The organism is Serratia sp. CY38905 (assembly GCF_052168875.1).
GTDB classification, from domain to species: domain Bacteria; phylum Pseudomonadota; class Gammaproteobacteria; order Enterobacterales; family Enterobacteriaceae; genus Serratia; species Serratia sarumanii.
The window spans coordinates 45,907-68,280 of sequence record NZ_JBJNLV010000001.1; the positions used below are offsets into that span (position 1 = coordinate 45,907).

Sequence of the window (22,374 nt, forward strand, 5' to 3'; positions counted from 1 at the left end):
ATCATCGAGACGCGCAAACGAGCCTGGAGATTACGCCTGCGGAGATGATACGGTTACACGTCGGGCATTGGTGTTAACGCCCCACAAGCCTGCTAATGCACTGACCACTGCGCCAATCAACAACGCAAAGAATGACCACAGGGCAGCCCGAGACAATTCGTCCGCAGCCGCGGCAGCCTGTTCGCGCGCCTTCTGTTTCAGCTCAGCATACTCCTGTTTTGCCTGATTGATTTTTGCTTCGGCTTCATCCAAACGCTGATTAACCAGCTGCGCAGTTTTATTTTTGGCGTCGACCAAATTCTTCACCGTCTGGTCCACTTCCTGCGGCGTCATATTGGTATTTTCAACCAGAGCTTTTTTCAGTGTGTCTTGATCCACATCTTGCGAGATGGCCTCACCATGTTTTTTAAGCTTGTCGACCAGTTGCTTAATAATCGCATCGCTATTGTCAGGCTGAAGTGCCAGGGCTTTTACTGCGTCTGCCAAATCAGTCTTGGCCGCATTCAACTGTTGCTGCATGAATTCAGGCTGCAATGACGGAATACCACTTTTTTTGAGCGCCGTAACCACATCACCATGCAGCTGTTCAGGTTCCAACGTGGTGTCGATACCCAACTTGTCAAACACCTTACCGCCCACGTCTGCCAACCCGGTTGCCCCATTGCCAATCGCGGAACCGGCGCCGGAAAGCAAACTGCCAGAGGTCGAAGCGATAGCACCCAGCGCATTACCGGTGGCCTTCACTGCAGACCCGACCAGCATTCCACCCAGCACCGCCGCCACAATCAGTGACGTAGCCCATACCAGGAAGCCATGAATAAGGCCGTCATTAGCAGCCAAACGTCCGGCAATAAAAGCGCCGGCAGCCAAGCTAATGATGATTGAAACAGCGGACCAAATCACTACGGTGGTACCGGCTCCGTTGATCGGATCGTCTGATGTCGGATCCACGATGGAAAACCCCAAACTGGTGCCCAACGTCGACAGCAACAGTGAAACAGCCAATACGGTGATCACACCACCGATGACGCTGCCCCAGGAGATTTTTTTCGCCGCTACCCATTCTTTTGCCACTTCCATAGTAAAACTCCTTTTAAGCTTTTCGATTATGAAGAAATGCCACAAAGCCTTACCAGTATAGAAGTGTTTAATCTCTTAAGCGGTTAAACGGTAAAAACAGTTAAAAATAATTAATAATATGTGCCCAGTATTAACGACGCTGTATGGGCGGGTGCATTTTGGCTCGCGTTCGGTGCCGCGGGCGATTGCGGTCAATGAAGCGCCACTGGGGTGCGAGGATGGACCGAAGCTCGCCGGCGAGTGCAACGGCAGTGATGAAACGCCGGCCGTCGGTTAATGAACGTTACGAGCTGTCCCCATTGCCGCCAGGCGCACGGCAGGCTAGGCTGTTCAGCTCATGGGCCGCCGCGTGGCGGCTTGAACGTTGCACAGGGAGTCTCTTTTATGACGGGTATTTTGCAGTTATTCCAGGCCATCGGACTGGGTTTGGTGCTGCTGTTGCCGCTGGCCAACCCGCTGACCACGGTGGCGTTGCTGCTCGGGTTGTCCGGCAATATGACGCGCGAAGAGCGTAATCAGCAGTCGCTGATGGCCTCGGTTTATGTGTTCTGCATCATGACGGTGGCGTTTTACGCCGGGCAGGTGGTGATGAACACCTTCGGTATTTCGATCCCCGGCCTGCGCATCGCCGGCGGCCTGATCGTCGCCTTCATCGGTTTCCGCATGTTGTTCCCGCAACAAAGCGCCGATGAGGCGCCGGAGGTGGAGAGCAAGTCGCACGAGCTGCGCCATAAGACCTCGGCCAACATCGCCTTCGTGCCGCTCGCCATGCCGAGCACCGCCGGGCCGGGCACCATCGCGATGATCATCAGCTCAGCCTCGAGCGTCAAAGATAACACGCTGGGTTTTGAACCCTGGGTGCTGACGGTGGCGCCGGTCGCCATCTTCCTGACGGTCGCGGTGATCCTGTGGGGCTGCCTGCTCAGTTCCGGCGCCATCATGCGCTTGGTGGGGAAAAGCGGCATCGAGGCGATCTCGCGCCTGATGGGCTTCCTGCTGGTGTGCATGGGCGTGCAGTTCATCATCAACGGCGTGCTGGAGATCATCTCCACCTATACGCCGGCCGCCGCTTAAAGATCAAAAACGGGCGCGTCGTCGCGCCCGTTGCCGTTATTTCCCCGTCGGCGCCTGCGCGCCCAAAATGCCCTTGCCTTCCGGCACTTCGGTAAAGCGGCTGAGGATCTCGCTGTAGGTCTTGGCCGGATCCAGATCCGGGAACTGCGCCGGATAGATAAACTTCGCCAGATACTCCAACCCGACAATGTTGTACGGATGGTTGTAGAAGTTATGGTAGATGCCGTAGAACCGCCCTTCTTTCACCGCCGACACCTGCGCGAAGCCCGGGCGCTGTTTCATGCGATTGAAAGCCTCATCCACCTGCTGCTGCGTGACGCCATAGCCGAACGGCACCGCGGCGTTGGTCTTGCTGGCCCACTGCGAGCCGGAAACGATGTAGGCATCCGGTTTCATGGCGATCACCTTTTCCAGCGCCACGTCGCCGGTCGCGCCCGGCAACAGCGCAGAGCCGATGTTGCGCGCGCCGACCGCTTCCACCAACGCGCCCCAGCCGACGTGCGCATGGGTGAAGCAGCAGGACTCCAGCCCGTTCAGGCCGGCCTTGGCTTCAAAGAACACCAGCGGCTTGGGTTCCACCGCCTGCGTCTTGGCCAGAATGGCCTGATAATGCTGCTGATAATAATCGGTATATTGCTTGGCTTCACTTTCCCGGTTGAGGGTTTCCCCCAGCAGCGTCACGCTTTTCGGCGTGTTTTCCACCGGCTTGAGCATGGTGTCGATAAACAGCACCGGCACGTTCAGCGCCTTGAGCTTATCCAGCACGCCGGTTTGGCTCAGCGAAGGTTTGGAACGCAGCTGGGCGATCATCAGATCGGGCCGCTTGGCGATCACGCTCTCCAGATTCACTTCACCTTTGTCGCTGAATCCCATATCGATGATGTTTTTCGCCGCCGGCCATTTGCTCTGCAAGATATCCCAGGTCGCCGCGTCGCTTTTCTTCAGCAGGTTATTCCAGGCCACCAGCCGGCCGAACGGGTTGGCGCGATCGAGCAGCGCCAGCGTGAGAATGTCGCGCCCGTCCTGCACCACGATACGTTTCGGTTCTTGCTGGAGGGTGAGCGTCTGGCCGGAGGTGTCGGTCAGGGTCAGCGGATAGGTGGTGGCCATCGCCGGAGAGGCGAGTAAGGCGGCGCAAATCAGCGCCGGCAAAGTGATTCGACGGTGCACGAAAGACTCCTTAGTCATGAACGCAATCAGGAAATACTAATGAGAATGGCTTGCATTATCAAAGATAACGCCCGGCAACCCGACGATTAATTGCAAAGGGATGTGTAACGCAGGATTGAGAGGCGCGCCGAAGGTGGCGCGCCCAGGGGATCACACCAGGCCGTAAATCAGCGCCGACAGCGCGATCAGGCCCATCACCAGCACGAAGACGTTGCTCGCCGCGCGGTATTTGCGCATCGCCGGCACCGCGCGCACCGCGTACATCGGCAGGATAAACAGGATAGCCGCAATCAGCGGGCCGCTGATGGTTTCGATGATGTGCAGCGCGCTGGGGTTCCACACCGTCGCCGCCCAGGTGAGCAGGAACAGCGAAACCGCCGAGATGCGGTGCGTCATGCGCGAGCTGAGCGGTTTGCCGACCGCGCGCGTGACGCCGTCGATCAGGCTGGTCGCCCCCTCCGTGACCCCCAGCGAGGTGCCGAGATAGGATTTCGCCATTGCCAGCATCGCCATCACCGGGCCGAGATAGGCGATCAGCGGGTTGGAAAACTTGTTGGCCAGGGTGGTCAGCACAGTGATGTTCTGATCTTTCGCCTGCTGCATGTCTTCATGGGACAAACTCAGCACGCAGCTGAACACGAAGAACAGCACGGTGACGCAGATCAGCACATAGCTGTAGCGCATGATGCGCGCGCAGCGGCGTTCCGCCTTATCGCCATACAGGCTCTTCTGGGTCGAGGCGAAGGAAGAGATGATCGGCGCATGGCTGAAGGAAAACACCATCACCGGCACCGCCAGCCACAGCGAATGCCACAGCCCCGGCGTGTCGAAGCGGGTGGCGGCCAGGCCGTGAACGAAATTGGCGGTATTCCAGCTCGGCATCAGGTACAGCGAAATGCCCATCAGGAACACCAACAGCGGGAACACCAGCATGCCCATCGCCGCCACGATGCTGTCTTTGCCGCGCAGCAGCACCAGATTGAGCACCACCACCACCGCCAGGCTTAGCCAGATGCGCGGCAGCGGCGCCACGTGGAACTGGTGGATCAGGAAGCTGTCCAGCGCATTGGTGATCGAAATGCTGTACACCAGCACGATCGGGAAAAACGCCATCAGATACAGCATCATGATGATTTTGCCGGCCAGTACGCCGAAGTGTTCGACCACCACATCGTGAATATTGCCGTCGCGGCTGGAGCCGGAGAGCACGAAGCGGCTGAGCGCGCGGTGCGGCAAATAGGTCAGCGGGAAAGCGAACAGCGCCATCAACAGCAGCACCAGCGGGCCGTTCAGGCCGGCGTTGATCGGCAAGAACAGCGTGCCGGCGCCCACCGCGGTGGCATAGAGACCGAACATCCAGACGGTGTCGGTTTTGTTCCATTTGGCGGGCTGAGCGGCCGTCAGCGTGCCTGAATCGGGAGAAATCGTACTCATGAGACAGTCTACCTTAATCTGCGGCGCCAACGATTGCGCCTAACGGGATATCCTTCTCCGCGAATTTTTTAATAATAATCAGTGAATTAAAGCGATATTTCATACTTGCGCCTGATGAAAGGACGGCAAAGGATAATGAAAAATCCGTTGCGGGTCTATGTTTTATCGGCCGAACGAACGATTTGCGAACAGAAAATGCTGAAAAAACCGGCGCACCCAGTAAAAACTAAGGGCCCCTTGCGGAGCCCTTAAACGGTTTACTTCTTCGCGTCCGGATGGTCCGGCACCTCGGCGCTGCCCATCTCCTTCTCGTCGCGGATCATCGAGCGGTCTTTACGCACGTCGGCCACGTCGGAGGCGCTCACCGGTTTGGCGCTGTTGCCCCAGCTGGTGCGGATGAAGTTCACCACGTCCGCTACCTGCTGATCGTTCAGACGCCAGCCGAACGGCGGCATGGTGATGTTGGACACCGCCCCCTGCACCGCCGGCGTGGTGTTGCCGGTCAGCACGATGTGGATCAGCGAGGTCGCGTCCTCGGTCTGCACCACCGGATTGCCCTTCAGCGATGGGAAGGCGCGCTTGTAGCCCACCCCGTCGGTGCGGTGGCAGGCCGCGCAGTTATCGACATACAGCGCCGCGCCGGGCTTGCTGTCGTCGCCGCGCCACAGATCCTTGGCCACGCTGTCTTCGACCGGCGCCGCCTGCTGCTTGCCGTCTTTCGGCGGCAGCGATTTCAGGTAGCGTGCGATAGCGGTCAGATCGTCATCGCTCAGGTATTGCAGGCTGTGCTCCACCACGTCGCTCATGCCGCCGAATACGATCGCCTTGTCGTTACGGCCGGTTTTCAGGAACTCGGTCAGCTCGGCTTCGCTCCAGCTGCCCAGGCCGTCCTTGTTATCACCGCGCAGGCTGGAAGCCACCCAGCCGTCGATCGGCGCGTTGCTGCCGGACAGGTAATCGTCGCTTTCGCTGTTGCTCAGCGCTTTTTCCTGCATGGTGATGCTGCGCGGGGTATGGCAGGCGCCGCAGTGGCCCAGGCCCTCCACCAGATAACGGCCGCGCTCGATGATCGGGTCGGCCTTGGCGTCGGCGACGAAGTCCGCCGGCGACGGCGCGAACATGCCGCGCCAGATGCTCAGCGGCCAGCGCATCGACAGCGGCCACGGGATGTCGGAATCCTTGTTGGCCTGCTCCACCGGCTGCACGCCGTGCATGAAATAGGCATACATGGCGCGCATGTCGTCTTCTTTCACCAGCGCGAACGACGGGTACGGCATCGCCGGATACAGGGTGCTGCCGTTTTTGGCTACGCCCTTACGCACCGCGTTGTCGAAATCCTCGAAGCTGTAATCGCCGATGCCGGTTTTCTTGTCCGGCGTGATGTTGGTGGAGTAGATGGTGCCGATCGGCGTCTCCATCGCCAGGCCGCCGGCGAAGGTTTTGCCGCTCTTGCCGTCGGTGTGGCAGGCCACGCAGTCGCCGGCGCGCGCCAGGTATTCACCGCGCTTGATCAGCTCGCTGCTGACGGTGGCGTCCTGCGCCCAAACGGAAAAACTCACTGCACTGAGAACCAGTGCCGGTACAAATGCTTTCATCGTTCGCCGTCCTTATGCCTGCACCAATGGGCCTGGGTTTTTCAGATACTGCTCGCGAATGGCGCGGGCAGACCAGTAAGCCAGCGCCGCCACGGTGCCGGTCGGGTTGTAGCCCAGCCCCTGCGGGAAGGCCGATGCGCCGATCGAGAACACGTTGTGCACGTCCCAGCTCTGCAGATAGCGGTTGACCGCGCTGGTCTTCGGATCTTCCCCCATCACCGCGCCGCCGTTCATGTGGGTAGTCTGGTAGCTGGTGGTGTCGAAGTGGCTGTTGGCGTTTTTCGGGCTGCCGGCAATCAGTTTCGGGTTCATCGCCTTGGCGATCGGCGCCATCTTGTCGTACATGAACTGCGCCATCTTGATGTCGTTCTCCTGCCAGTCGAACGTCATGCGCAGCAGCGGCTGGCCAAAGACGTTCTTGTAGTTGGGATCGAGATCCAGATAGTTGTTGTGGTACGACTGGTGCGCGCCGTGGGCGTCCATCGAAACGTGGTGAGTGTAAGCATCCGCCACCGCCGCTTTCCATTTGCTGCCCCAGGCCGGGGTGCCCGGAGGCGTCGGCAGACCGGAGATCGGCTTGGTGCCCGCCTGGTTGACCCAGAACGGCGAACCGCCGACGAAGCCTTCTTTGGCGTGGTCGAAGTTGTCGGCGTTGAAGTCGTCCACGCCCACGCCGTTGCCGCCTGCGCCGATAAACGGGTTGGTGAACACGTCTTTATCGAAGAACGCCTTGATGGTGGTCATGTTCTGGTAGGCGAAGTTACGCCCGACCACACCCTCGCCGGTCACCGGATCGTAAGGCTTGCCGATGCCGGACAGCAGCATCAGGTGCACGTTGTGGAACTGGAACGCGCCCAGGATCACCAGATCGGCCGGCTGTTCAATCTCGCGCCCCTGCGCATCGACGTAGTTCACGCCGGTGGCGCGGGACTTGTCGTCGGTCAGGTTGACCTTCAGCACGTTGGCGTTGGTGCGCAGCTCGAAGCGTTTCTCCATGCGCAGCGCCGGCAAGATGTTGACGTTCGGCGAGGCCTTGGAATACATGTAGCAGGCGTAGCCGCTGCAGAAACCGCAGAAGTTGCACGGGCCCATCTGCGCGCCGTACGGGTTGGTGTAAGAATCCGAGGTGTTGGCGGACGGCAGGTTGTAAGGGTGGTAACCCACCTCCAGCGCCGCCTTCTCGAACAGTTGGGCGGAGTAGGTATTTTTCTGCGCCGGCAGCGGGAAATCGTCGGAGCGATCCGGCGCAAAGCGGTTGCCGCCCTTCTGCGCCACTTTCTGCCCTTTGATGGTCCAGGCGGTGCCGGAGGTGCCGAACACTTTCTCCGCCTTGTCGAAGAACGGTTCCAGCTCGTCGTAGGTCACGCCGAAGTCCTGGATGGTCATGTCCTTCGGAATGAAGTTTTTGCCGTAGCGCTCTTCATAGTGGCTGCGCATGCGCAGTTCGATCGGATCGACGCGGAAATGCACGCCCGACCAGTGCAAACCGGCGCCGCCGACGCCGGTGCCCGGCAGGAACGCCGCCAGCTGGCGGTAAGGCACCGCGGTCTGGCTGCTGTTATGGCGAATGGTGACGGTGCTTTTCGACAGATCCTGGAACAGTTTGCGGCGGATGTTATAGGTCAGCTCGTCGATCACCTGCGGATAAGACCCGTCCGGATAGGTATCGCGCATCGGGCCGCGCTCCAGCGCCACCACGTTGAGGCCGGCTTCGGTCAGCTCTTTGGCCATGATCGCGCCCACCCAGCCGAAGCCGACGATCACCGCGTCTACTTTTTTCATTACCGTTGCCATGCTTAGCCCCTCTCCCCACGAATCGAGACCGGCGGGAAGGGATAACGCTCCCCTCGCTCAACCCAGTCCATAAAATCGGCGCGCGCGCCCGGAAAATTAATCAGCTTCCAGCCCACCATGTCTTTGTTGCCGCCATGGATGGGATCGCTGAAGAAACCTTCGCGGGTGTTTTGCAGCAGATAGGAGAAGAACAGTTTCGACGGCAGCTGCGGGAACTCCGCCTCGCCGGACTCGAACTTTTGCAGCATGGCGTCTTGCTGCGCGCCATCCAGTTCGGCGAAGGGCTTGCCGGCGGTTTTCTTGCTGTAGGCGTCGGCGTCACTGATGCCGAGGTTGTAGATTTGCTTGGGCACCAGCGGCAGCTGATAGCCCATCTCCTTCGGCACATCGGGGTTGAACGGCCCCTGCATGTACCAGATGGCGCCGGTGGCGTACGGGGTATTCATCTGGCGATCGATAAACTCCGGCACGCCGGCTTCCAGTGCGCCGGGGCCGCGCTCGTCGGCCGGGATCAGGCGCGCCACGGTGGCCTTGATGAAGGCCCACTCTTCCGGGGTGAAAAAGGTCGGTTGGTAATCGTTCTGCGTTGAGGTGTTCGAGGCCGCGACCGCCGGTGTCGGTGCCGTCAGCGCGCCAACGCCGCTGCCACCAATTACCGCCGCAGGAATTAAGGTCATCGATTTCAACAAGAAATCGCGCCGCGAATTGTTGGTTTTATGATTCGACATGTCACATTCCATCCAAAGATAGTCACAACTATTTAACCGCAACCTTGCGATCGATACGGGTTTTTAAAATAATTTGTTACTTATTTGTATATTTATTGAAGGTCAGAATGCATCCAAGCGCAAAAATGTTACCGGTAACTTATTGAATGAACGTAAAGATTTATCTGCTAACGTAAATTTAACTTTTCGTGCGGTTTTTCCGATAAGCGGTGAGGAAATAACGAAAAATGAGAAGCAGCTCGCGCGCTGGAACGGTGCCGGAAACAAAATCGGCCGCATTCAGCGGCCGATTAGACAAGAGAGAGGGTTACTGCGACATCGCCTGATAGGCGGTGGTCACCTTCCACAAATAGCGCGGTGCCTGCGGCGCCGGATGCTTTTTCTGGATGTGCTGATAAAACTCATCCGGGCTCATCTGATTGATGCGATTGACCGCCACGCGCTTGTCCGATGAGAAGGTGCGCAACATGGCGCCCGCCCCGTTCACGTACGAAACGATAGTGGCATAACGCAAAGTCTGTGGGTTGTTGATCCCGGCTAGCTGCTGGCTTTGAAGAATATTGATATAGGCCGTTCCCAGATCAATATTGACCGCCGGATCCTTCAGCTCACGCGAGCTGGGTTGCCCGCTTCTTCCTTTCATGCGATAGGCGTCGCGGCCGGCGGTAGAAGCCTTAAGCTGCATCAATCCCACTGCGTTCGAGGTGCTGACCACGTTCGGGTTAAACCCGGACTCCACCTGAATAATCGCTTTAATCAGCGTTTCGTCAACGCCGTAGTTGCTGGCGGCCTGACGAATGTAATCGTTATAGGCAACCGGCGTGCCTGTGCGGTTTACCGGTGCCTGCGGAGGGGGTTTTAACCAACCGCCGCGCGTTGTGCCACTGCCTGAAATATTGCTTGCCGTTTGCGGATCTTTGGCGCACCCCGACAAAAGCAAAATTGCCGTAAGGCAACCTATTTTTGTTTTCACAGAATCCCTCACTCCTTTCAATGAGTTGCGTAGCATATACAACTTGTAAGGACACCTGCAGTAATTTTTTGGGCTAATCTCAAGCTATCCATATACCAAGAGGTGATTTATGAGTCAATCTGCAACAAACTGCTTTGTGGTGACTTTTCGCTATCAGGAAGAGGGATTAACCGACCTGGCGAAGCTGACCGGGCAATTGACGCGCGAAGGTTTTGTCACGTCGGTGACAGACGAAAATGGCGTGCACCATGAGCTCGGCAGCAACAGTTTTGCGTTCATAACCGCGCTGGATCAAGAGGATGTACAGCGCCTGGCACAGGGGTTCGGCCAGTTGGCATTGGGAAAACAGCCGGAGGTGGCGATATGCGCCTGTAAGGACTACCTTCAGCGGTTACATACTGATACATAAAATGCTATAACTTCCCGGAGGGTATTATTTTTTCAGTTGGAGATGTACCCCGCCGGCGGTGGGCAAGTGACGCTTGACTTCGCTTCAATTGATATTGATAATCATTTTCATTTGAACCAGGAGACGTCATCATGCCATTGATAAGTTGCGCTTTTCGTCGCAGTCGCCCTTTCCGCGCTGCCACACTGTTACGCCCTTTCACGCTCGCCTGCCTGCTGCTCGGCGCCGCCTTGGTCAGCCAAAACGCGCTGGCGGAAAAAAAGCTGCGCGTGGTGACGACCTTTACCATCATTCAGGACATCGCCCAGAACGTGGCGGGTGATGCCGCCGTGGTAGAGTCCATCACCAAGCCGGGCGCCGAGATCCACGACTATCAACCGACCCCGCGCGATATCGTCAAAGCGCAGCACGCCGACCTGATCCTGTGGAACGGCATGAACCTGGAACGCTGGTTCCAGCGTTTCTTCGAAAACATCAAGCAGGTGCCGGCGGCGGTAGTCACCGAAGGCATTACCCCGCTGCCGATCCGCGAAGGGCCGTATAACGGCAACCCTAATCCGCACGCCTGGATGTCGCCGAGCAACGCGCTGGTATACATCGAGAACATCCGCAAAGCGCTGGTGGAGCACGATCCGGCCAACGCGGCAACCTATAACCGCAATGCCAAAGCCTACGCAGAGAAAATCGGCGCGCTGGACGCCCCGCTGCGCGAACGCTTGGCGCGCATTCCGGCCGCACAGCGCTGGCTGGTGACCAGCGAAGGCGCCTTCAGCTACCTGGCGCAGGACTATCAGCTGAAAGAAGTCTATCTGTGGCCGATCAACGCCGATGAGCAAGGCTCGCCGCAGCAGGTGCGCCGGGTGATCGACGCAGTGCGCGCCCACCATATTCCGGTAGTGTTCAGCGAGAGCACCATTTCCGACAAGCCGGCCAAACAGGTGGCGAAAGAAACCGGCGCCAAATACGGCGGCGTGCTGTACGTAGACTCGCTGTCCACCCGCGACGGTCCGGTGCCGACCTACATCGACCTGCTTAACACCACCGTGCAAACCATCGCCAAAGGATTCGATCAATGACCCATGAACCGTTTGTCCGCCCTGAGTTGAACGTGGACGACGTCACAGTGACCTACAACAACGGACACACCGCCATTCACAACGCCAGCTTTACCCTGAGCGGCGGTTCGATCTGCGCGCTGGTCGGTGTCAACGGCAGCGGCAAGTCGACGTTGTTCAAAAGCATCATGGGCCTGGTCAGGCCCACCGCCGGCCGGGTGTCGCTGAGCGACAAACCGGTGGCGGAGGCGCTGAAAAAGAATCTGATCGCCTACGTGCCGCAGACCGAAGACGTCGACTGGAACTTCCCGGTGCTGGTGGAAGACGTGGTGATGATGGGCCGCTACGGCAAGATGAACTTCCTGCGCATTCCGTCGCGCGAGGATCGGCTGCGGGTCGACAAGGCGCTGGAGCGCGTCGGCCTGAGCGAGCTGCGCGGCCGGCAGATCGGCGAGCTGTCGGGCGGCCAGAAGAAGCGCGTGTTTCTGGCGCGCGCGCTGGCGCAACAGGGCACCGTGCTGCTGCTGGATGAACCGTTCACCGGCGTGGATGTGAAAACCGAGAATGCCATTATCGATCTGCTGCGCGCATTGCGCGACGAGGGGCACCTGATCCTGGTCTCCACCCACAACCTCGGCAGCGTGCCGGAGTTTTGCGATCGGGTGATCCTCATCAACCGCACGGTGCTGGCCGCCGGCCCGACCGAAACCACCTTCACCCAGAGTAATCTGGAGCAGGCGTTCGGCGGCGTGCTGCGCCATATCAACCTCTCCGGCCCGGATCTGCACGATGACAACGATCCGCGCACCGTTACGGTGTTGACCGACGATGAGCGCCCGGCGGTGTTCTACGGCCACACCAAGAGCGATCCGCCGGCCAACAGCCAGGCCAGGGAGAAACAATCCTGATGCTGGACCTTCTGCTGCAACCTTTCAGTTATAACTACATGGTGAAGGCCATCTGGGTCAGCGCCATCGTCGGCGCCGCCTGCGCGTTCCTGTCCGCCTACCTGATGTTGAAAGGGTGGTCGCTGATGGGCGATGCGCTGTCGCACTCGGTGGTGCCCGGCGTGGCCGGCGCCTACGCCCTCGGCCTGCCCTACGCCGCCGGCGCCTTCTTTACCGGCATGCTGGCGGCGCTGGCGATGACGCTGGTGCGCCACATCACCCGGCTGCGCGAAGACGCCATCATCGGCTTTATCTTCTCCACCTTCTTCGCCGTCGGCCTGCTGATCGTGTCGCTCAACCCCACCTCGGTCAACGTGCAGTCGATCATCTTCGGCAACATCCTCGGCATCGCCGACGAAGACGTGCTGCAGGTGGAAATCATCATCGGCGTTTCGCTGCTGATCCTGTGCCTGGTGTGGAAAGACCTGCTGGCGGTGTTCTTCGACGAAAGCCACGCGGTGTCGATCGGCCTGTCGCCGCTGCGGCTGAAGATCCTGTTCTTCACCCTGCTCAGCGCCTGCACCGTCGCCGCGCTGCAAACCGTCGGCGCCATTTTGGTGATCGCTATGGTGATCACGCCGGGCGCTACCGCCTATCTGTTGACCGATCGCTTCAGCCGGCTGGTGATCATCGCCATCATCATCGGCGCATTGACCAGCGGCATCGGCGCCTACCTGAGCTTCTTCCTCGACGGCGCCACCGGGGGGGTGATCGTCACCCTGCAAACGCTGGTGTTCCTCGCGGCGTTCTTCTTCGCGCCGAAACACGGCCTGCTGGCGTCCCGGCGCCGCGTGGCGCATTCGCAAACCGGAGGCCGCTGATGGACACCCTGTATCAACTGCTCAGCGAACCCTTCGCCTACCCGTTCATGCAGCGGGCGATCGTCGCCGCCATCGTCACCGGCGTGGTGTGCGCCGTGCTCTCCTGTTATCTGGTGCTCAAAGGCTGGTCGCTGATGGGCGACGCCATCTCGCACGCGGTGCTGCCCGGCATCGTGGTGGCGTTCGTGGTCGGCATTCCGCTGGCGATCGGCGCCTTCCTTTCCGGCATCTTTTGCGCGGTAGCCACCGGTTACCTGAAAGAGAACAGCCGGGTGAAAGAAGACACGGTGATGGGCATCGTCTTCTCCGGCATGTTCGCCTTCGGCCTGGTGCTGTTCTCGCGCATCGATACCGACCAGCACCTGAGCCACATTTTGTTCGGCAACATGCTGGGCATTACCGACGGCGAGCTGAAGCAAACACTGCTGATCGCCGGCATCACCCTGGCGGTGGTGCTGCTCAAGCGCAAAGATTTCATGCTGTACTGCTTCGATCCGCATCATGCGCGGGTGATTGGCCTGCCGGTCAAGCTGCTGCACTACGGGCTGCTGTGCCTGCTGGCGATGACCATCGTCGCCTCGCTGCAGGCCGTGGGGGTGATCCTGGTGATCGCCATGCTGATCGCCCCGGGCATCATCGCCTTTATGCTGTGCCGCCGCTTCGAACGCATGCTGGTGGTGGCGACGGTGGTGTCGGTGTTCTCCTGCGTGCTTGGCACCCTGATCAGCTTCCACATCGACGGTGCCACCGGGCCCTGCATCGTCATCGTACAGGCCGTGCTGTTCGTTATCGCCTTGTTGTACAGCAAGCTGCGTTCGTTACAGCGTAACCAAACCGCCCTCACCGGCGGTTAATCCCCTCCGATGCGGCGATGCACTCTGCTCGCCGCATCGCCTGCCCCCGCTCATTGCGTTGTTGTCATCAAGTTGCAACCGGTATTGCGCTTAAATTAATCAATAGGGTATATACTTTGAGCTGGCGAGACGCTGAAAAAATCGCCGCCTTTGACGCCGGCTGTGCGCCGCGTCGTGTTTTCACCACGGGAAAGACGCTAACCTAATGAATTATCAGGCAGCACAGAGGGGGAGATACCATGTGGCAAGCCGTTAGCCGTCTGTTAAGTGAACATCTTGGCAGCGCAGAGATACGCGAAAGGATTGAACTGCCCGGGGGCGACATTCACCCGGCGTGGCGCGTGAGTTACGGTGACAACGAGGTGTTCGTGAAATGCGACGCCCGTGAACAACTGCCGATATTCACCGCCGAGGCCGATCAGCTGGCGTTGCTGGCACGCAGCAAAAGCGTGCGGGTGCCGGAAGTGTACGGCGTCGGCAGCGATCGCGACTACAGCTTCCTGCTGCTGGAGTATCAGCAGCTGAAACCCCTCGACGCCCACGGCGCCTACTGCCTGGGCCAGCAGCTGGCGCATCTGCACCAGTGGAGCGAGCAACCGCAGTTCGGTCTCGACTTCGACAGCGATCTGACCACCACCCCGCAACCCAACGCCTGGCAGCGCCGCTGGTCGGAATTCTTCGCCGAGCAGCGCATCGGCTGGCAGCTGCAGCTGGCGGCGGAGAAAGGCATGACCTTCGGCGATATCGACGACATCGTCGATCGGGTGTATCTGCGCTTGCAGCACCACCAGCCGCAGCCTTCCCTGCTGCACGGCAACCTGTGGCCGGGCAACTGCGCGATGACCGCCAACGGGCCGATTCTGTTCGACCCGGCCAGTTACTGGGGCGACCGAGAGTGCGATTTGGCGATGCTGCCGCTGTATCCGGAGCTGCCGCCGCAGATCTACGACGGCTATCAGAGCGTGTGGCCGCTGGGTGCCGGGTTTATCGAGCGCCAGCCGCTGTATCAGCTGTACTACCTGCTCAACCGCAGCAACCTGTTCGGCGGCCAGCATCTGGTGGCTGCGCAACGCGCGGTGGAGGCGCTGTTGCAGCCCGAGGCGTCGTAACGTTCCGGGGCGCCGCTCGGCGCCCCGTTCATGCCTCAGGCCGCGCCGGCCAACTGCCCCAACAGGCGGATCACGAACCAGGCGATCACCGCAATCACGATCGGCAGGATGTACAGCGGGAAGTATTGCAGGAAGATGGTGTGGTGCGGCAGCGTAATGCGCTCCTCCAGCTGCTGGCGCGTGTGCCCTTCGCTGCCCTTGGCCTGCTCCAGGATCATCTGGTCTTCCAACCCTTCGCGGATGAACTTGACCTGGCGCGACATGCGCGCGCCGGAAGCCTGCAGCGCCAGCCCGACGAAGATCAGTATGTAGATGATGATGAACATCAGATTGGCGCCGCTGAACAGGCTTTTATCCACGTCAGGCACCGGGGAGTTGTACCAGAAAAGGTTCAGGAACGGCGTATTGAAACGCACCATGTCCACCATCACGTGGACAAAATCCAGCATCACCGCGTTGATGCCCTTGGTTTTTTCACTGTGCTGGTAGACAAAGCCCAGCACGGAAATCAGCGTCGACAGCAACGCCGGGATAAAAACCACCCATCCGAGAATGCGTTTCAAAATGGCGATACGCCCGGCCTGTTGATACGTCATGTGTTCCCCTTGTTAGCGACGTAACCGAATCGGCTAAGTCTACCTGCAGTTGGCGAAGCTCGCCCACCGTTTTCTTCATTCCCGCTGTGCTACAAGCTTAGCCGAATTCGCCGAAATCAACTGCTTAACGCCGTCGGGGCACTATCATTGAAGAGATAAAGTTATCCATTCGGGCAGAGGCCGCCATGATTCGACTGATTATCTTATTGCTGGGCGCGCAGGCGCTGCACGGCCAGCGCCGCCTGCTGGTGCTGTTCGGTTGGCTGTGGATAGCCGCAGGGGCGCTGGTGCTGTTCGACATACTGCAGGATGGCCGATCCGTGCTGGCGCTGGATGCGCTGGCGGTCATCCTGGCGCTGGAGGGGCTGGTGGCGATATCCGCCGCGCTGGTGATTGGCTCTTCCGCCAGCAGACCGGTGCTGCTGAAGGGGCTGGGCTTCGTGTTTATGGCCTTTTTAATGTTGGACGTGCCCGCAGACGATAACATCGTCGCCACCGTGGTGTTTGGCAGCGCGCTGCTGCTTGACGGCGCCGTGCGCATCGCCTCCTCCACGGTGATTCAACACAGTCGATGGAAAACCGTGGCGCTGGCGGGCGGCGGCGAGATCCTGCTTTCGTTGATGATTTTTGTCGGCTGGCCGGCGCCGCACCGGATGACGGTGCCCTTTTGCCTCGGCGTGATGATGGTGCTTTCCGGCTGGGCTTTATTGCGTATCGCCCGGAGGCTGGCAAGCTTCTCTCTGAATCAGCACCCCGCGCGGCAGCCACCGCCCCCGGCGGACGAGGCTACGCCGCTCACGGTGTATGTCTGGACACCGATTGGTGCGGCTAAAGATCCACGCCGGCGTTACATCGTCGACCGATACATCGCGGCGGTCGACGGCGGCGGCAATATCTCCACCGGTCATGCCGCCCTGGCGCTCGCGCCGGATGTGTATATCAGTCACTACCCGCTCAACGACATCAGCCATTCCGTTCAGGATTTCCGCCAGTTGCTGCATGCCGGCGAACAGAACAACGTCGACGGGCGTTTCCTGCCCGACCTGCCGGGCGAGATCGCCGCCTGGTGCCCGCCGGACAAGAAAATTCAGTTCTATCGCTATAACCCGGCGGCGCTGCGCGCATTCTGGCGGCGGTATCGGCAGGACGCGACTTACAACCTGACTCGGCGCAACTGCTCCACCACGGTCATCGGCGCACTCGACAGCGCGCTGGAGGGCGTGCTGGGCGATAAACATCTGTGGCGCCGTTTTCTGTTATTGGTGCTGGATCCCAATCTGTGGATGCTGGCGGTGCTGCGCAGCCGTGGCGAAAGCATGACCTGGACGCCGGGACTGGTGCTGGACTATGCCCGCATGTTGCAACAGGTCACCGAGCGCCAACACCAACGCTGGTGGTTAAAATTACGCGAGGTGTGGAATATCCTTCGCTTTGGCAAAAGCCAAACGCGCAGGCAAAGATTTTAGTCTCACCACCGGCGATGATAGAGTATCGGGCACATTCACCCGCGCCGGCAGGAGTTAACCGTTAATGGCTTATTCGCAACGCATTGAAACCGCAATTTTTGATATGGACGGCTTGTTGATCGACTCGGAACCGCTGTGGCTGCAGGCCGAGCTGGATATCTTCGGCGCGCTGGGTCTGGATCTGTCCGATCGCCACAAGCTGCCGGACACCCTGGGGCTGCGCATCGATCTGGTGGTGAAAATGTGGTACCAGGCGATGCCGTGGCAAGGCGTATCGCTCGATGAGGTGTCGGCGCGGATTATCGAACGCGCCATCGAGCTGGTGCACGAGACGCGCCCGCTGCTGCCGGGCGTCCGGCAGGCGCTGGAGCTGTGCCGCGAGCAGGGGCTGAACATCGGCCTCGCCTCCGCCTCGCCGCTGCACATGCAACGGCAGGTGCTAAAGATGTTCGATCTTGCGGGCTACTTCGATCAGCTGGTTTCCGCCGAATACCTGCCGTATAGCAAACCGCATCCGGAGGTCTACCTGATCGCCGCCGAGCGCCTGGGCAGCGATCCGCTGCGCTGCATCACGCTGGAAGACTCCTTTAACGGCATGATCGCCACCAAGGCCGCGCGCATGCGTTCCATCGTCATCCCGGCCGCCGAATACCGCCACGATCCGCGCTGGGCGCTGGCGGACCACCAGCTGGAGACCCTGGAACAGCTCACCCCCGCCCACTTTGCCTGACCTGCGGCGCCGGCCACCGGCGCCCTGGCTTTGCCGCTCTGCGCATAAAGGGGTTCCGCGCCGCAAAACAAACGAAACAGTGTTTCATTATTATTGAATTGGCATGTTGTTATTATTATGCTGGGCGGCAGGGAAAGCGACGGCCCGCGGAGCGTTGTCACTGCCACGCAGCGCTGTTCAAGGCCGCCGCTTCCTCCCGCCGCACGCCAAACAACAGCCCTCGTTTCTTTCCGTTCCCCACCGCCCATCGCCCGCCGTTAATTCTCACCGGTCAAAATCGATGATTTGTTACGCATTGCCGTAACAACCCGTTGTAAAACAGGGGAAAATAAACAATTGGTTACAGGGTAACTGCTTCCACTACTGGGAATTTTCCCATATACTGGATAAATTAACAGTTTACCAGCCGGAATCGCAACAGCATGACCGCGGAAGGACACCTTATATTCTCTGTCGCTTGCGCGATCTTCGCCAAGAAGGCGGAAGTGACGCCAGAGCTGGCTACCGGCGACTGGTGGCACATCATACCCGCCGCGCTGCTGACCTCGCTGCTGCCGGACATCGATCACCCCAAGTCGGTGCTGGGCCAGCGTCTGCGCTGGCTCGCCATTCCCATCGCCCGCGCATTCGGCCACCGCGGTTTCACCCACAGCCTGCTGGCGATCGCCGGCGGCATGGCGCTGTTCCAGCTGGACGTGCCGCGCAGCTGGCCGATCCCGGCCGACGCGCTGCACGCCATGATCATCGGTTACTTCAGCCATCTGCTGGCCGATATGCTCACCCCCGCCGGCGTGCCGCTGCTGTGGCCGTGCCGCTGGCGTTTTCGCCTGCCGCTGCTCAACTCGCAAAAGGGCAACCAGCTGGAGCGTGTGTTGTGTCTATGCCTGGTGGCGTTTGCCATCTGCTGGCAAGGTGATTTCACCCTGCCGGTGCAATCCTATGTCGAGCAAATCAGAAATATTAGACCCTGATCACAAAAATCCGCTCAACCAATCACCTTAATGTATATAAAACGAACAAAAACACACAAAAAGCTATATTAAATTCCATTTGGATATAAGTAGGCCACCCGGCAAACTGTTACGATATTTACATCGCGACATACGTGATGCGTAGTCGTTTTTATAAGAAAGATGATTGGAGACATTGGGGATGAATTTTCCGCTCGTGATTAACGTGCTGGTGTTTGTCGCGCTCCTGTTGCTGCTGGCGCAAACCCGCCACAAGCAATGGAGCCTGGCGAAAAAAGTGCTGGTCGGCCTGGTGGTCGGCGTGGTGTTCGGCCTGGGCCTGCAGCTGGTGTACGGCTCCGACAACCCGGTACTGAAAGAATCCATCAGCTGGTTCAACATCGTCGGCAACGGCTATGTGCAGCTGCTGCAAATGATCGTCATGCCGCTGGTGTTCGCCTCGATCCTGAGCGCGGTGGCCAAGCTGCATAACGCCTCTTCTCTGGGCAAAATCAGCGTCCTGACTATCGGCACGCTGCTGTTCACCACGCTGATCTCGGCGCTGGTGGGCGTACTGGTCACCAACCTGTTCGGCCTGACCGCCGAAGGCCTGGTGCAGGGCGCGCAGGAAAGCGCGCGCCTGACGGCAATCCAGACCAACTACGTGGGTAAACTGGCCGACCTGACCGTGCCGCAGATGGTGCTGTCGTTCATCCCGAAAAACCCGTTCGCCGATCTGACCGGCGCCAGCCCGACGTCGATCATCAGCGTGGTGATTTTCGCCACCTTCCTCGGCGTGGCGTCGCTGCAGCTGCTGAAAGACGACAAGCCGAAAGGCGAGCGCGTGCTGGTGGCTATCGACACCCTGCAAGCCTGGGTGATGAAGCTGGTGCGTCTGGTCATGAAACTGACGCCGTACGGCGTGCTGGCGCTGATGACCAAAGTGGTTGCCGGTTCCAACATTCACGACATCGTCAAGCTCGGCAGCTTCGTGGTGGCCTCGTACATCGGCCTGGGCATCATGTTCGTGGTTCACGCCGCCCTGCTGGCCTTCACCGGCGTTAATCCGCTGAAATTCTTCCGCAAGGTGTGGCCGGTGATCACCTTCGCCTTCACCAGCCGCTCCAGCGCCGCCAGCATTCCATTGAACGTGGAAGCGCAGACCCGTCGCCTGGGCGTGCCGGAATCCATCGCCAGCTTCTCGGCGTCGTTCGGCGCCACCATCGGCCAGAACGGCTGTGCAGGCCTCTACCCGGCAATGCTGGCGGTGATGGTTGCGCCGACCGTCGGCATCAACCCGCTGGATCCGGTGTGGATCGCCACCCTGGTCGGCATCGTCACCATCAGCTCCGCCGGTGTGGCGGGCGTGGGTGGCGGCGCCACCTTCGCCGCGCTGATCGTGCTGCCGGCGATGGGCCTGCCGGTGACGCTGGTCGCGCTGCTGATCTCGGTCGAACCGCTGATCGACATGGGCCGTACCGCGCTGAACGTCAACGGCTCCATGGCGGCGGGCACCATCACCAGCCAGCTGATGAAGCAAACCGACAAAACCGTGATGGACAGCGAAGACGAAGTCGAATTGGCTCACCGTTAACGCCGTCTCAAAACGAAAAAACCGGGGATTCTCCCCGGTTTTTTTATGCCCCGCGCCCGGTCGTTACGGCCGCTCGCCGTCCGCCAGCCGCCGGTTGATGTCGGCGATAACGCCCGGCAATTGCGCCAGCGTGTCTATCACATAATGTGCGCCCGCCGCATACAGCTTATCGGCCGCCGCCGTACGGCGCAGCTCGATCTCTGCCGCCGCCATTTGGCGGTACTCCTGCCAGGTCGCGCCAAACTCGTTGCCGGACAGCGCCAGCCCGACGCTCCACATCCCGGCGTTCAGCCCTTCATGAATGCCCGGCACCGCGTCGTCCACCTTCACGCAGTGCGCCACCGCATCGATGCCCAGCGCGATGGCGTTCTGCAGCGCCATCCACGGCCCCGGCCGCCCGCCGGCCGCGAGATCGTCAGTGGCGACCCAGTAATCCGGCGCGTAGCCACGCTGCGCGGCGGCAGGCACCAGCACCTCCATCACCGCACGCGGATAACCGGAGCAGGAGCCGATTTTAATGCCTTGTTCGCGCAGCCCGGCAATCACCTGTGGCACACCCTCGATGGGATCGGCGAAGTCGATCACTTTGGCGATTTGCAGCGGCATAAACGCCTGATACAGCGCGTCGATGTCCTGGTGGCTCATCGAGCGGCCCAGCTTCTGCCGCCAGCGCGCGTCGACCGCCGGCAGCTTGCCCAGCGCCTCGATGTGCTGCCATTTGCCCAGCCCCATCGGAATGCGCGCCTCCGCCAGGCTGATGTCGATATCGAAGGTTTGTTTGAACGCCTCGACGAAAATCTGCGTTGGCGCAAAGGAGCCGAAGTCCACCGTGGTGCCGGCCCAGTCGAGGATCACTGCGTTGATCTGTTTCATGGTCAATCCTTATTGATTCCAGTACATCGCCTGCCCGACGGCCGCCAGCAAACGTTCGATATCTTGCGGATAAATTTCCCCGATGTTGCCGATGCGGAAGCAGTCGCTCTGCGACACTTTGCCGGGATAGATCACAAACCCTTGCTGTTTCAGGCGCTGATAAAATTCGGCGAAGCGGTAAGTGTCGGCCTTTGGCGAATAGAATGCGGTGATGATCGGCGAATGCAACGCATCATCGAGCAGAGTCTCAAAGCCCAGCTCGCGCATGCCCGCCACCAGCCGCCGCTGATTGGTTTGATAGCGGCGGTGGCGCGCGGCAATGCCGCCCTCTTGTTCCAGCTCTTTCAGCGCCTGCGCGAAGGCCAGCACGGTGTGGGTCGGCGACGTAAAGCGCCATTTGCCGGCCTGGTCTTCCATACAGCGCCACTGGGCATACAGATCCAGCGACAGCGAGCGCGAGCGGCCAGCGCATTTCTCCAGTTCGCTGCGGCGGGCGATGACGAAAGCGAAGCCCGGCACGCCCTGAATGCATTTGTTGGCGGAGCTGATCAGAAAATCGATGCCCAGCGCGTCCACATCCAGCGGGATACCGCCGAAGCTGCTCATGGCGTCGACGATAAAGGTCTTGCCGTTGCGCGCCGCCAGGCCGGCGACCTTCTGCAGCGGGTTGAGCATGCCGGTGGTGGTTTCGCAGTGCACCATGGCGATATGGCTGATGCGCGCATCGCTTTTCAGCACCGCCTCCATCGCCGCCACGTCCGGCTCATTGACCTCGCCGCAGTCGAAAGCGTGGTGGTCGATATCCATCAGCCGCGCCATTTCGATCATCCGCGCCCCATAGGCGCCGTTGTTGACGATCAGCAGCTTGTCCTGCGGGCCGATGGCCGTGCCCAGCACGCCCTCCACCGCAAAGCTGCCGCTGCCCTGCAGCAACACCGAGGTGTAACCGGCGGACGGCGTCGCCAGCGCCACCAGCTGCTGCCGGATGCTTTGCACCACGCCCAGGTTGTAATCTTCATCCCAGGTGCAGCTGTCGAACAGCATCGCCTCTTTTACCGTTTTCGACGTGGTCAACGGGCCGGGGGTCAACAGCAGGTAGTTTCGATCGGACATGTTATTCAC

General features: G+C 60.0%; 21 protein-coding genes. 11 read left to right on the forward strand and 10 right to left on the reverse strand.

The window, feature by feature from the left end:
• Nucleotides 1-30: 30 nt before the first annotated feature.
• Entirely contained in the window at nt 31-1,080 is a 1,050-nt protein-coding gene (locus ACJ8MK_RS00335) for a CAP-Gly protein (protein ID WP_103798608.1), read from the reverse strand.
• Nucleotides 1,081-1,464: 384 nt separating this feature from the next.
• Here ACJ8MK_RS00335 and ACJ8MK_RS00340 point away from each other — a divergent pair, with 384 nt between their 5' ends.
• Nucleotides 1,465-2,154, forward strand: coding sequence for a MarC family NAAT transporter (locus ACJ8MK_RS00340; protein WP_033646318.1), 690 nt, complete (start codon nt 1,465-1,467; stop codon nt 2,152-2,154).
• Between the two features lie 36 nt (nt 2,155-2,190).
• On the opposite strand, the gene ACJ8MK_RS00345 is transcribed toward ACJ8MK_RS00340, so the two are convergent.
• From ACJ8MK_RS00345 to ACJ8MK_RS00370, 6 genes are all read right to left on the reverse strand, one after another.
• Nucleotides 2,191-3,324 carry an ABC transporter substrate-binding protein gene (locus ACJ8MK_RS00345; RefSeq protein WP_033646319.1) on the reverse strand — a complete coding sequence of 378 codons (1,134 nt, stop codon included), beginning with the start codon at nt 3,322-3,324 and terminating at the stop codon, nt 2,191-2,193.
• 150 nt (nt 3,325-3,474) lie between these two features.
• Nucleotides 3,475-4,758, reverse strand: coding sequence for a serine/threonine protein kinase (locus tag ACJ8MK_RS00350; protein ID WP_033638320.1), 1,284 nt, complete (start codon nt 4,756-4,758; stop codon nt 3,475-3,477).
• Nucleotides 4,759-5,015: 257 nt separating this feature from the next.
• The gene (locus ACJ8MK_RS00355) at nt 5,016-6,353 is read right to left on the reverse strand and encodes a c-type cytochrome (protein ID WP_033638319.1); all 1,338 of its coding nucleotides are present in this window, start codon (nt 6,351-6,353) and stop codon (nt 5,016-5,018) included.
• A gap of 12 nt (nt 6,354-6,365) precedes the next feature.
• On the reverse strand, nt 6,366-8,147 hold the full coding sequence (locus ACJ8MK_RS00360) for a GMC family oxidoreductase (RefSeq protein WP_442517424.1): 1,782 nt from the start codon (nt 8,145-8,147) through the stop codon (nt 6,366-6,368).
• Between the two features lie 2 nt (nt 8,148-8,149).
• Nucleotides 8,150-8,875, reverse strand: coding sequence for a gluconate 2-dehydrogenase subunit 3 family protein (locus ACJ8MK_RS00365; RefSeq protein ID WP_442517425.1), 726 nt, complete (start codon nt 8,873-8,875; stop codon nt 8,150-8,152).
• Nucleotides 8,876-9,182: 307 nt separating this feature from the next.
• Nucleotides 9,183-9,848: a transglycosylase SLT domain-containing protein gene (locus tag ACJ8MK_RS00370; protein WP_004931439.1), complete on the reverse strand. Its 666-nt coding sequence runs from the start codon at nt 9,846-9,848 to the stop codon at nt 9,183-9,185.
• Between the two features lie 109 nt (nt 9,849-9,957).
• On the opposite strand from ACJ8MK_RS00370, the gene ghoS reads away from it, so the two are divergent.
• From ghoS to ACJ8MK_RS00400, 6 genes are all read left to right on the forward strand, one after another.
• Complete coding sequence (gene ghoS / locus ACJ8MK_RS00375; RefSeq protein WP_033638315.1) at nt 9,958-10,257, forward strand: type V toxin-antitoxin system endoribonuclease antitoxin GhoS; 300 nt, start codon at nt 9,958-9,960, stop codon at nt 10,255-10,257.
• A 131-nt stretch (nt 10,258-10,388) separates the two neighbouring features.
• Entirely contained in the window at nt 10,389-11,333 is a 945-nt protein-coding gene (locus ACJ8MK_RS00380; protein ID WP_033638313.1) for a metal ABC transporter substrate-binding protein, read from the forward strand.
• On the forward strand, nt 11,330-12,220 hold the full coding sequence (locus ACJ8MK_RS00385) for a manganese/iron ABC transporter ATP-binding protein (RefSeq protein ID WP_033638312.1): 891 nt from the start codon (nt 11,330-11,332) through the stop codon (nt 12,218-12,220). The genes ACJ8MK_RS00380 and ACJ8MK_RS00385 overlap by 4 nt, the downstream gene beginning before the upstream one ends.
• Entirely contained in the window at nt 12,220-13,080 is an 861-nt protein-coding gene (yfeC, locus tag ACJ8MK_RS00390) for an iron/manganese ABC transporter permease subunit YfeC (RefSeq protein ID WP_033638311.1), read from the forward strand. The genes ACJ8MK_RS00385 and yfeC overlap by 1 nt, the downstream gene beginning before the upstream one ends.
• Entirely contained in the window at nt 13,080-13,934 is an 855-nt protein-coding gene (locus tag ACJ8MK_RS00395; protein WP_442517426.1) for a metal ABC transporter permease, read from the forward strand. The genes yfeC and ACJ8MK_RS00395 overlap by 1 nt, the downstream gene beginning before the upstream one ends.
• A 239-nt stretch (nt 13,935-14,173) precedes the next feature.
• The gene (locus ACJ8MK_RS00400; RefSeq protein ID WP_033642864.1) at nt 14,174-15,043 is read left to right on the forward strand and encodes a fructosamine kinase family protein; all 870 of its coding nucleotides are present in this window, start codon (nt 14,174-14,176) and stop codon (nt 15,041-15,043) included.
• Between the two features lie 35 nt (nt 15,044-15,078).
• Here the strand turns inward: ACJ8MK_RS00400 and ACJ8MK_RS00405 are convergent, their stop codons facing one another.
• Nucleotides 15,079-15,639: a YniB family protein gene (locus tag ACJ8MK_RS00405; RefSeq protein ID WP_033638308.1), complete on the reverse strand. Its 561-nt coding sequence runs from the start codon at nt 15,637-15,639 to the stop codon at nt 15,079-15,081.
• Nucleotides 15,640-15,824: 185 nt separating this feature from the next.
• Between ACJ8MK_RS00405 and ACJ8MK_RS00410 the strand changes: the two genes are divergently transcribed.
• From ACJ8MK_RS00410 to ACJ8MK_RS00425, 4 genes are all read left to right on the forward strand, one after another.
• Nucleotides 15,825-17,105: an HdeD family acid-resistance protein gene (locus ACJ8MK_RS00410; RefSeq protein ID WP_033653912.1), complete on the forward strand. Its 1,281-nt coding sequence runs from the start codon at nt 15,825-15,827 to the stop codon at nt 17,103-17,105.
• A gap of 64 nt (nt 17,106-17,169) precedes the next feature.
• Nucleotides 17,170-17,835 (forward strand): hexitol phosphatase HxpB, encoded by a 666-nt coding sequence (gene hxpB / locus ACJ8MK_RS00415; protein ID WP_060420804.1) that lies wholly within the window; start codon nt 17,170-17,172, stop codon nt 17,833-17,835.
• 422 nt (nt 17,836-18,257) lie between these two features.
• Entirely contained in the window at nt 18,258-18,806 is a 549-nt protein-coding gene (locus ACJ8MK_RS00420; RefSeq protein WP_033638305.1) for a metal-dependent hydrolase, read from the forward strand.
• 181 nt (nt 18,807-18,987) lie between these two features.
• The gene (locus ACJ8MK_RS00425) at nt 18,988-20,379 is read left to right on the forward strand and encodes an L-cystine transporter (protein ID WP_033653910.1); all 1,392 of its coding nucleotides are present in this window, start codon (nt 18,988-18,990) and stop codon (nt 20,377-20,379) included.
• A gap of 63 nt (nt 20,380-20,442) precedes the next feature.
• Here ACJ8MK_RS00425 and phnX read toward each other — a convergent pair whose 3' ends face one another.
• Together phnX and phnW are read right to left on the reverse strand one after the other, a co-directional pair.
• A complete protein-coding gene (gene phnX / locus ACJ8MK_RS00430; protein WP_033653909.1) occupies nt 20,443-21,252 on the reverse strand; it encodes a phosphonoacetaldehyde hydrolase in 810 nt (269 codons plus the stop codon).
• A gap of 9 nt (nt 21,253-21,261) precedes the next feature.
• The gene (gene phnW / locus ACJ8MK_RS00435; protein ID WP_041034837.1) at nt 21,262-22,365 is read right to left on the reverse strand and encodes a 2-aminoethylphosphonate--pyruvate transaminase; all 1,104 of its coding nucleotides are present in this window, start codon (nt 22,363-22,365) and stop codon (nt 21,262-21,264) included.
• Nucleotides 22,366-22,374: the final 9 nt, after the last annotated feature.